This is a genomic window from Paenibacillus sp. GCM10027630, assembly GCF_042676305.1.
Taxonomy (GTDB): domain Bacteria; phylum Bacillota; class Bacilli; order Paenibacillales; family NBRC-103111; genus Paenibacillus_S.
This window is the reverse complement of sequence record NZ_JBHTGY010000021.1, coordinates 59,467-70,470: the sequence shown is the minus strand read 5'-3', so window position 1 is coordinate 70,470 and position 11,004 is coordinate 59,467. Positions and strand designations below refer to the sequence as shown.

Genomic DNA, 11,004 nt, shown 5'->3' with positions numbered 1-11,004 from the left:
CGTTGGTCTTTCTTTTTGAAGTGCAGGGATGCTAAAAGGCTAGGCACGGTGTTAATGTGGCACATCAAAAAAAGATTATTCGATCTTGAGGAAGAGGAAACAGGTGAAACCATTGCAAACTATTCCCTTGCAACCGATCATAGACGCATTGAAAACAAAACGCTACAAAGAAGCGGAATCGTTGTCCATCGAAGTGCTGCGGAGCAATCGGCTCTTGGCGCAAGCCTGGGTATACCTGGGTGAAGCCTTGATGCATCAAGGCTATGGAAAGGCCGCGCGGCGGGTGTTTGACCGTGCATGGATGCTGGACCCGCAGTCGGGTTGGGTACATGCCGTCCATAAAGCAGTCAAGGATGTCCCTGACGGTCCGGAGAGAGCGTCAATCAATGAGCTGCTTGAGGTCAAAAAGGTAACCGTTGCTGCAGCTATCCTGGTATACAATAATGAACGTTCCATAGAACGTTGTCTGACCCAATTGATCGGTGCGGTAGACGAGATCGTAGTAATAGACTCTAATTCTACAGATCGCACCGTTGAGATCGTCAAACAGTTCCCTGAAGCTAAGCTTGTTAACGTAGAGTGGCGTGAAGATTTTGCAGAGAAGAGAAATCTTGGACTTGAGCATGTGGAAAGTGACTGGGTACTGTGGGTAGATTCCGATGAGTATCTTGTTGCTGAAGATAAGCATGCAGTTCGCGATATAGCCGGTATATTCGATGAGCTGGAGATTCCGCCTGTGCTGTTAATCTGGCAGCTTAATCAGATGGACGGAACGCTCTCGGATGAGTTTACACAGACGCGGATGTTTCCGACAAGGCGAGGCTTGCTCTACCGAGGGCGTGTTCATGAACAAATTGTTCTTGAGGGGCAAGGTGTGTTTGAAGGAGAGTCTTACCGTCAATCGGTACGAATACGGCTGCTTCACGACGGTTACGAGCCTTCCATTGTGAAAGATGAAAAAAAGCTTGAACGCAACCTCAGGCTGCTGGAGCAAATGGTTGCCGAAGAACCGGATAATCCAGGCTGGCTGCTCTACTATGGCAGGGAAAGTATGGCTTACGGGAATGTAGACAAGGCTGTTGAGCTGTTCTTGGCTGCTGAAGCAAAGGCTGCCGATTATCCACGGTTTGGACGTACTCTGGATGTCCAAATGTTTCTCGTGAAAATTTATATGTCGCGAAAAGAATTGGATTTGGCGGAACAGGCTTGCAGGCGAGCGCTTGCCAAAGCACCGAATTTTCCGGATGCAATCTATTATCTAGCACAAATTCAGATGAGGCAGGCAGTCCAATTGCTTCAAAACTCCGAGAAATCGCTGCGTAGTATTAAGGAGCAGTTCCAAACCTATCGTGGTCCGACGCCAGCCGATACACAAATTCCGCAGTGGAAAACCGATGTGGCCATCGCAGATCTGGCTCTTATCTCAGGAAAAAAACAAGATGCTCTTGCGATATTACATCAGGTGCTTGAACGTAACCCGAGTCTGGAGGCTGTTCGTAATAAGCTGCAAAAACTGGAGAAATGACTCCGCTGCCACTTGCAATCCATATTTTTAAATGAAGTCTCTCATTTCTGCTGCTGAAGTAGAAGCGGGAGGCTTTTTTTAAATAAATAAGCATATTACTCAAGTATGTAGTCGCATATTTTCAACAGGCTATGGTATGATGAAAGCGTTTATACTAATTGTGTAAAAATTGATAAGTATTTCTAAAAAATATTAGGAGGATATGACCGATGTCTTATTTATCCGTAAGCACCTGGAGCCTGCATCGTCTGTTAGGGCCGCTTCGCTGGACTCAATGGGATGCCAATTCGAGTACACACTCAATTCGTATACAAGAGCAGCCGGAGGTACTGACGCTGTTGGAGCTGCCTGGCGAAGCCGCAAAGCGGGGCTACAAGGCTATAGAGGTGTGCCACTTTCATTTTCCATCCACGGAAGCTGCGTATTTGGCACAACTGCGGGAAGAATTCGCTGCTGCAGGCATCTCCTTTGATACTTTACTGCTGGATTATGGCGATCTGACTGTAGTGGACGACATTCGACGCGAGGCTGATTATGCTCTGATCCGCAGTTGGATCGATATTGCCGCAGCAGCTGGCGCTAAACAAATCCGTGTAATCGCCGGTGACGCCGAGCCTTCCGATGAAGAGGCGATTCGCAAGTCAGCTGAAGCTTTGACGGAGCTTGCAGATTATGCAGCCATACAGGGAGTCCGGGTCGTTACTGAAAATTTCCGGGCACTTACATCTACAGCTGCGAGCTGCCTTAAGATTCTTGAGCAAGCCAGTGATAAGGTTGGGCTCATAACCGATTTTGGCAATTTTAAGCTGCCATCTAAGTACGAGGAGTTTGCTATGACGCTTCCGTACAGTGTATCGGTTCATGCCAAGGCGCAGTATGATGACAAGGGAATGCCGGATGAAACAGAATTTGTGAGCTGTCTGGATACTTTGAGGGCAGCTGATTACAAGGGTGCTGTTGTGCTTATTTATGATGGACCGGGCGACATGTGGGAAGGACTGGAGCGAATCCGCGCAATCGTTCAGCCCTATTTGTAAGTTAGGCAATGGCTTGAGAAAGATAATCATTGTCATTTACTTATTAATAGTAAATCGCTTTACTTATGTAAGTGGATAATGTACAATAGGCTTATCCAATTTAACTAAGGAGGCGAATACGATGGGACAATGTGCCTGTGGTAACACTAAGAATGCTGAAGGAAACTGTGACGGTTCACACGCTAAGAAAGATAAGTAGTCTATGAGATTGTATATGAACAATAAAAAGACCTGGATTATGCATGGTGCATAGGCTAGGTCTTTTTTTGCCATGTAAGAAACTTTAAGTGCTTTACAGCGCTAAAGTAAGATGCCCTATCTAGTATAAGTTTGCCGAGAGGAGCCTATTTATCTCGCAAGATAAGCTGCTTTTAAGATCGAAATGTATCCTCTGAAAGAGGTTCGATCAGAAAGCTTTTCGAAGACCTGCCTGCCTTGCTTAGATTAGAGCTACATAAAGGCTTAAGATCTTCATGATCAAGGGGGATTTTTATAGGGATAGCGGCGGCGATGAGCCCTGGAGCAATTTGTACGGAACGGAGAGTTCCGCTATTCCATCAGCCGCCACCAATATGGATCGATAGCGGAAGTAGGAATTCCGTTATGTTGGCCGAATGGAGCATGTATGCACAAAAATAGAGCAATAACGGAACTGACTGTTCCTGTATCGCTCTGATTTTTGGATTTTTCAGGTGATAAAGGAACAATTACTTCCGCATTGCCTTAGCACCGTGTTTCCCTTCACTATAGCAAGCAAAGAGCGGCGATAACGCCGATGGCTCCATAAACAAGACCGAAGACAAAGTTCCATAATGTAATCCGGTAAGGATTTACTTGCAGGAGTCCGCTCATAATCGTGACGGTTGTGTTGAAGGTCCCCATAAAAGAAGAGCATAAGCATGAGGTAACCAGAACGATAGCGATGCTAAGCGGGTTCATGACTTGTAGGATGGGCTGCAAAAAGATTCCGAATAAGCTCATAACTACCAACGGATGCACACCGATTATCGGCAAAATCAAACAGACCAGAAATATAAATACAAACAGCACTACGGGCCACTGAGACATGGCTTGAACGGGTTCTTCCATTAACTGAAACAAATGAGTTTTGGAAACTGCACCGTTGAAAAATCCGAATGATAAGAACAGCACAAGCAAATGACGCAGCCCGTCCACGCTGTTCTTCCATTGTTTGCGGCTGGTGGACACAAATCGTTTAAACCGTCTCAAAATGACGGACCACAGCAAGGAAAAGGGAAGCAGGGCGAACGTCATAGCCGCAAAAAAAGAAATGCCAAGCAAGGCCTGCAGCGCAAAAGCGGATGCGATTAACAGCACGAGAGCCAGCAGAAAAGCGCCTGTTTTGGACCAGGAGGGAGCTAATGCAGTGACGCCGGTCTCTTGCTTCAGTGGAATTTTACGGAATTGCAAGCCCCATAATCCTCCTGCAATAAATAGAATGGCAGACAATCCAAGCATCCAGGGCAGCAAGGATAAATAAGATACCCCGGTAATCAATACGGCCGTTGCAACCAATGGCTCAACAGGACTCCAGACAGATACGATTCCGAATCCGCGAAGAATGGACATGCTCATAAGGCGGTTCGTCAGTCTTAAATCCTGCCCTTGAAGATGCTTGCTCAGCACCCGGTGAAGCAGTGGAATGGCTGCAAAAAATAAAAAGAGGCTCAGCAAATAGCTGACCGCCAAGGATCGGACATATAGATGCCCCAAGTGACCGGACTGCACATTGAGCCATCTGCTCAAATGCCGATCGTACCCCCCGATACGAATGACACGGTTTACAAACGGCAGCATATACAACAGGGAGATTAGCATGACGTTGGATGTCATTAAGAAAGGGACTTCGGTCAGTGGTACATTCGCCCACACGATACATGCAATACCCGCAGTGATAAAAAGAGCGGCAACAATTTGAAACATCCTTCTGGCGGCATGCAGGGAGACAATTAAGCTGAGGAGTGCGAGCGTGCCTTCAACTGCCTGCAGCGATCTCCATCCAGTAAGAGTCTCTAGTACAAAGGCAATGACCAGCATGGTGAAAAGGATAGGTCTGGATGCGTTCATCATGGAGTAAATCACAGCTATTCTCCTGTCTGATAAAAATGACTATAATAAATTCATGGGTATTATAGCATGGATTGCATCTGAATGGACAGGAGTTAATCATGTGAATAGAGTTCTGGTGATGGGATATAAGGCTTCTGAGCTGGGGATATTTTCGCTGAAGCATAAGGGAATTGAAATTATTAAGAAGGCCATCAAAAAGCAAATTATTGCTCTCATAGATGAAGGCTTGGAATGGGTTATAGTGAGTGGTCAGTGGGGAGTGGAGCTGTGGGCGGCGGAAGCAGTGCTTGAATTGCAGCAGGAGGAGTCGTATAACCATCTCAGATTGGCTGTCATTACGCCTTTCTTGGAGCAAGAAGAGAAGTGGAGCGATGAGAAGAAAAGCATCTATGAGGGTGTTATGCAAAAAGCCAATTATGTAAACAGTGTGACCAAGAGCAAGTATGATGGGCCTTGGCAGTTTAAAGAGAAAAATAAATTCCTGCTGCGCAACTCCGATGGGATGATCCTGTTATATGATGAGGAGCAGGAGGGCTCGCCGAAGTTTATTAAAGAGCAAGCTTCGAGGCTCGCTCAGCTGCAAAATTACCGTATTATTAGCATCACGGCTTCCGATCTGCAAAGTATTGCTGAAGATGAGCAGCAGCCTGATTATTATTAGCTTCAAGGCAAAAACCTTAAAAACCACCTCAAGGCGTGTATAGAGTGAACAACGCTATGAGGTGGTTTTTGTGCATTTTATTATAAATCCTGCATGGATCAGCTAGTGTGTGGCGCTTACATATTGAATCTATCGAGCTGCTCCCTGGAGAATAGCTCATTGCCGGCCTGGGCGTTAGCTGCAGCCTGCTTAGGTGACTTCGCACCGGGGATAGCTACGGCTGCCACAGGGTGAGAGATAACGAAGCGTAGAGCCGCCGTAGCCATATCTTCACCATCGTGCAGCGCCTGCTTGACCGCGTTCAGCTTGTGGATGCGGTTTTCGAACTGCTGGCGCCCTGCGCCATCCGAGTTCCAGTTTACACGTACGCTATCGGTAAAGACAGTTTCTGCCGAATAGTTACCGGATAATAAACCCATGGATAAAGGACCGCGCACAAGGACACCAATGCCATGTTCCTCGCAATAAGGCAGAAATTGTTGTTCAGCCGCCCTATTCAATAGGGAATAATCCACTTCAACGACGCGACAATTGCCATGAACATTGAATTTCTTCAGCACCTCCAGGCTATCTGTAGATATGCCGTATTCTCTAATTTCCCCATTTTGCTTCAAAATCTCGAAGCCCTCAAGAAATACAGAAGGATCCTCAATATTCGATATATGGCACAGCATAACATCCACCCAGTCGGTTCTTAAACGGTGCAAAGAAGCATGTGCGCAAAGCCTGATCATATCGGGAGTGGTTAGAGGAACTCCTTGTCCGGTACGTTTGCCGAAATTTCCGATCTTGGAAACGATATAAGCCTTGTGCCGTTCACCCGCAAGTCCTTTTCCGAGACGTTGTTCGGATAAACCGTTCGGGATTCCATAAGACTCAGCAGTATCGAACAAATTAACGCCATGGTCCAGTGAAGTACGGATCGTAGCAAACGAGGTTGCATCGTCCACCTCTCCCCACTGATTCCCGATATTCCAAGTACCCAGTCCTATAGACGAAACCTGCCATCCTGTATTTCCGAAGCTGCGGTAAATCATCATTCACCACTCCTTTAGTAATTGGTAGAAATCGCTTACAAATGACTTCCTTTATTATACATGAAAAAGCGATGTTAAACCTTTGAGTTTTTGTGTTTAAACAATGTGAGGCGTGGGGAGTATTAGGCAAGTTTTGTTATTGGATTAACACGAACATTACATGATTTTATTTATAAAACGTTCGTATTTATTAAAAAATAATATGAAATATGTCAATAAACATAACATTAACTATTGAAATATACGTTTATTTAAAGTAGATTATTAATAATAAGAATTAATGTTATATTAAATAACATAAACATAACTTAAAATATTTGTTATTAACCAGTTTACAATAAATAATTAAAACTAACAGGAGTGTGAACCGATGAAAAAGAAATTAGTACTGATCGGTAACGGTATGGCTGGAGTTAATTGCGTAGAGCAGATTTTGAAGCTTGCCCCGAACCGCTATGACATCACTATCTTCGGCAGCGAGCCGCACCCTAATTATAACCGTATCCTGCTTTCGTCTGTTCTGGCTGGAGATGCGGATATGAATGATATTGTGATTAATAGCCGGGAGTGGTACCAGCAAAACAATATTACACTGTATACGGGAACAACGGTAAATGGCATTGATTCATCACGAAAGCTGGTCAGCGCTGACAACGGAGTCAGTGTACCATACGATGAACTGATCGTAGCTACGGGGTCGCTTCCTTTTATGCTGCCGCTGCCTGGTGCGGATAAAAAGGGAGTTATTGCTTTTCGCGACATTAAAGATTGCGAGATTATGATGGAAACGGCCAAATTATATAAAAAGGCGGTTGTTATAGGCGGGGGATTGCTGGGATTGGAAGCAGCCAGAGGTTTACTGAATCTAAATATGGAAGTATCTGTAGTTCATATACACAAATATTTGATGGAAAGACAGCTGGATGTAACGGCGGCCATCATGCTGCAAAAGGAACTTAAGCAGCAGGGAATGAAGTTTTTATTGGAGAAAAACACGGAAAGGATTATTGGGATAAAGCGGGCTACGGGCGTAAGATTTACAGATGGTTCAGAGGAATCGGCGGATCTCGTTGTTATGGCAGTGGGTATAAGACCTAATGTACAGCTTGCCAACAGAAGCAGGATTGAGATCAATCGTGGTATTGTCGTTAATGATTATCTGGAAACCAATATCCCTCATATCTATGCGGTGGGTGAATGTGCAGAGCATCGCGGTATAGCATACGGACTTGTAGCCCCTCTCTATGAGCAGGGTGCTGTCCTTGCTAAAAGACTAGCTGGCGTGGACACGGATGGTTATCAAGGCTCCGTAGTTTCAACTAAACTGAAAGTGTCCGGTGTGGATGTGTTTTCGGCAGGACAGTTTACGGATAGTGAAGACACTCGGGCGGTACGCGTGCAGGACGAATTTGACGGTGTATACAAGAAGGTCGTTATTAAAAATGGCAAGGTTGCAGGAGCTGTTTTGTTCGGAGATATAAGCGATGGCTCGCGATTGTTCGCTATGATAAGGAACGGGGAAGATGTAACGGGGAGAGAGAAGGAAATTCTGCTTGGCTCAGGTGGTTCTGGCTCCGTTAAATCAGGGGCTGACATGGTGGCGGCTATGAAGGACGATGAAATCATCTGCGGATGTAATGGCGTATCCAAAGGAGCTATCGTACAAGCGATTAATGAAAAAGGCTGTTCCAGCGTCAATGATATCAAAGCATGCACCAAAGCTTCCGCTTCATGCGGCGGATGCAAGCCTCTTGTGGCTGATGTGCTTACCTATGTACTCGGGGCGGATGGAGTGAAGACGGTCAAGGAAGGCATTTGTGGATGTACGACACTGAGCCGGGATGAAGTGGTTGACGGTATCCGCAGCATGAGATTGACGACCTCGAAGGAAGTTATGAATGTAATGGAATGGAGCCATCCGGAAGGCTGCTCCAAATGTCGCCCGGCTCTGAACTATTACCTCGGCATGGTATGGCCTGATGAGCATGAGGATGAGAAAGAGTCGCGTTTTGTAAACGAAAGGAACCATGCCAATATCCAGAAGGACGGTACTTACTCGGTTGTTCCGAGAATATACGGCGGCGTTACCACTCCTAAGGATTTAAAGAGAATAGCTGAGGTAGCCGAGAAGTATGACGTGCCTTTGGTTAAAATTACCGGAGGGCAGCGGATCGACTTGTTGGGTGTAAGGAAGCAGGACTTGCCGCATATGTGGGCGGATCTGGACATGCCTTCGGGCTATGCTTACGGTAAAACCTTGCGGACCGTTAAAACTTGTGTAGGTTCGACCTTTTGCCGATTCGGTACTCAGGATGCTATCAGCATGGGGATCGAAATGGAGAAGCGGTTTGAGCGGTTGAGTACGCCGGCTAAAGTAAAGATGGCTGTGTCTGGATGCCCGCGCAACTGCGCGGAAGCAACAATCAAAGATTTTGGTGTTGTAGCTATCGATGGTGGATGGGAGCTATATGTAGGAGGAAACGGCGGGACGAAGGTAAGAGCGTGCGATTTGCTTAGCAAGGTTAAGACGGAGGAAGAAGTGCTGGAATGGACGGGAGCGTACCTGCAATATTACCGTGAGACAGGCAAGTACAACGAGCGAACAGCAGAATGGTTGGAGCGGGTAGGGCTGGATACCATTAAGGCGGCTCTGGAGAACCCTGAGGACCGCTTGGCTCTGGTAGAACGTATTGAACATGCGCTCAGCTTGACGAAGGATCCGTGGAAAGAGATTATTGAGACGGATAAGCTGCGTACAGCATTTGATTCATTGGCGGCTTCCTCGGCACAATAATTGAGCAATTTTTCGTGAATATGACTTTCTGAAAGTAAAGCCTCCCTTCCACTCAGCAGTGGTTTGGGAGGCCTCTTTGTTTAAGCTTGCGGAAGCTGGAGCCACCAAATCCCTGCGCATTCCGGTAAATGCACGAGATTTTGCTTAATCACTCTGTCAGCCAGCTCCTCGCCAAAGAAGAAACGTGTTAATTCCTCAGCCTGCTCCAGGCTGTCAAATACATAATCCGTTCTAATCCATTTGTGGGAGAACCCGTAGTCATCTGCCAGCATGGAATAGTATTTTTTTAAGAAATCCGGAGCTTCAGGCGTATCGTTACCTGTACCTAATGTTTCGAAAATAATAACGGTCCCATTGCTGCGCAGAACACGTTTTATTTCTCCCATGATCTCATGGATATTTTGCTCCCAGTTCTGGACATTCGTGCTGCCTAAGTAACAAATACTCCAGCCAGCTACGACTAGATCAGCGCTTTGATCTTCTAATGGAAGCATCCGATGATCGGCAGCCTGAGTTCGCCAGTTCGTTAAACCTGCTTGGATGAGCCTATCTGCTGTTAGGCGCAGCATTGCCTCAGAGGCGTCAAGAGCGATGATGGATTTGGCCCTCGCTGCCAGTGAAGCTGTAAATCTTCCTGTACCTGCACCAAGCTCGACAACGTCCAACCCGCTGAAGGGGCGTATTTTTTCAATTCGATCCGTTAAATCAGCTTGCTTGGAGATTAATTGGTGGTACTTTTCGGCTTCCTTTGCATAAATATTCGAATGGTCCGGCATGGGTATTTCCTCCTCGTAATGGGAATGAACTTAACAACTCTATCGTACAAGTTGACGTAACGAGAAGGTCAAACATTTATTTATCTGATAGGTACCGCATATACGATATGAAGGAAACGGTTCATTTGATGATGCTTAATCATATAGCCGTTATCCTCAAACCATTGGTGCAGTGTCGGCAATACGGGATATTCTTCAATGTTCTCTTGTATCGGGTCATGGGCTGAATGCATAAGGTCGGCCAAACAAATGCGTCCACGAGGCTTTAAAACTCTGCGCATCTCTTCTAAAGCCAGAAGCTGCTGTTCGGTTGTCAGGTGATGAAAGGCAAAGCTGGAGACGACAAAATCGAATTGTCCGCCAAGGTAAGGGATAGCCAAGAAATTCCCTAGCTTCGTTTCCAAATCCGGATATTTTCTTTGACATTGCCGCAGCATTTCTTTGGATTGGTCGACGGCCGACATGCTGGTGCCAAGTTCTATAAGCTTTCCTGCCAGATTGCCGGTTCCGGCTCCGATGTCCAGACCTTTTTCTCCTGGAATAGGTGAAACCCATTTTACTATCAGAGTCAGAGCTTGTTCGTAGTCTGAATAATTGCCGGTATTATTGGCAACCCGTTCGTCATGAGTGGATGCTTGTTGATCAAAATTCCACTTATCCTTCCAGTTTTTCCGCTGCTCCCTTAACAATTTGGAAGCTTCAGCAAGCTGATAAATATCTTCCAGCGGCAATGTATGTTTACTTTTTAAAAGTGCAATCATATGATCAGTTGTTTCAATAACCTGCTTTATTTCCAACCATTGAGACATCATGACGGTTCGTTGGAGCTCAAGGTAGTATTGAAGCTGTTCGTGGTTGGTCGCGTCTATTTCTTCCAATGCTTTCTTAATATCAGCTAGCGGCATCCCGGCTTCTCTAAGCGAAATGATGGTTTGTAACCGCCATACATCCTTTTCGGTAAAGGTACGATATTGGTTGTTTTCCTGTTTAGTAGGGGATAACAACCCTTTTTCTTCATAGAATCGGACTGCTCTCGGAGAAATGTTAAGCTTACCCGCAATTTCTTTAATCTTCACACCAGAT

At 45.9% G+C, this 11,004-nt stretch carries 8 protein-coding genes; 4 read left to right on the top strand and 4 right to left on the bottom strand.

The features are described 5' to 3' along the window. Positions 1–103: 103 nt before the first annotated feature. Positions 104–1,525 (top strand): glycosyltransferase, encoded by a 1,422-nt coding sequence (locus tag ACFQ0C_RS10635; RefSeq protein WP_379366550.1) that lies wholly within the window; start codon positions 104–106, stop codon positions 1,523–1,525. 209 nt (positions 1,526–1,734) lie between these two features. Continuing rightward, entirely contained in the window at positions 1,735–2,562 is an 828-nt protein-coding gene (locus ACFQ0C_RS10630; protein WP_379366548.1) for a sugar phosphate isomerase/epimerase family protein, read from the top strand. Between the two features lie 744 nt (positions 2,563–3,306). On the opposite strand, the gene ACFQ0C_RS10625 is transcribed toward ACFQ0C_RS10630, so the two are convergent. Then, complete coding sequence (locus tag ACFQ0C_RS10625; protein WP_379366546.1) at positions 3,307–4,665, bottom strand: hypothetical protein; 1,359 nt, start codon at positions 4,663–4,665, stop codon at positions 3,307–3,309. A 40-nt stretch (positions 4,666–4,705) separates the two neighbouring features. Here ACFQ0C_RS10625 and ACFQ0C_RS10620 point away from each other — a divergent pair, with 40 nt between their 5' ends. Next, positions 4,706–5,314 carry an SLOG family protein gene (locus ACFQ0C_RS10620; RefSeq protein WP_379366544.1) on the top strand — a complete coding sequence of 203 codons (609 nt, stop codon included), beginning with the start codon at positions 4,706–4,708 and terminating at the stop codon, positions 5,312–5,314. A gap of 116 nt (positions 5,315–5,430) precedes the next feature. Here ACFQ0C_RS10620 and ACFQ0C_RS10615 read toward each other — a convergent pair whose 3' ends face one another. After that, entirely contained in the window at positions 5,431–6,354 is a 924-nt protein-coding gene (locus ACFQ0C_RS10615) for an aldo/keto reductase (protein ID WP_379366542.1), read from the bottom strand. A 367-nt stretch (positions 6,355–6,721) separates the two neighbouring features. Here ACFQ0C_RS10615 and nirB point away from each other — a divergent pair, with 367 nt between their 5' ends. Continuing rightward, complete coding sequence (nirB, locus tag ACFQ0C_RS10610) at positions 6,722–9,145, top strand: nitrite reductase large subunit NirB (protein WP_379366540.1); 2,424 nt, start codon at positions 6,722–6,724, stop codon at positions 9,143–9,145. 80 nt (positions 9,146–9,225) lie between these two features. On the opposite strand, the gene ACFQ0C_RS10605 is transcribed toward nirB, so the two are convergent. Together ACFQ0C_RS10605 and ACFQ0C_RS10600 are read right to left on the bottom strand one after the other, a co-directional pair. Further along, positions 9,226–9,921, bottom strand: a complete 696-nt coding sequence (locus ACFQ0C_RS10605; protein ID WP_379366538.1) for a class I SAM-dependent methyltransferase — start codon at positions 9,919–9,921, stop codon at positions 9,226–9,228. Positions 9,922–10,001: 80 nt separating this feature from the next. Beyond that, positions 10,002–10,997 carry a MerR family transcriptional regulator gene (locus ACFQ0C_RS10600; RefSeq protein ID WP_379366536.1) on the bottom strand — a complete coding sequence of 332 codons (996 nt, stop codon included), beginning with the start codon at positions 10,995–10,997 and terminating at the stop codon, positions 10,002–10,004. Between the last annotated feature and the right edge of the window lie 7 nt (positions 10,998–11,004).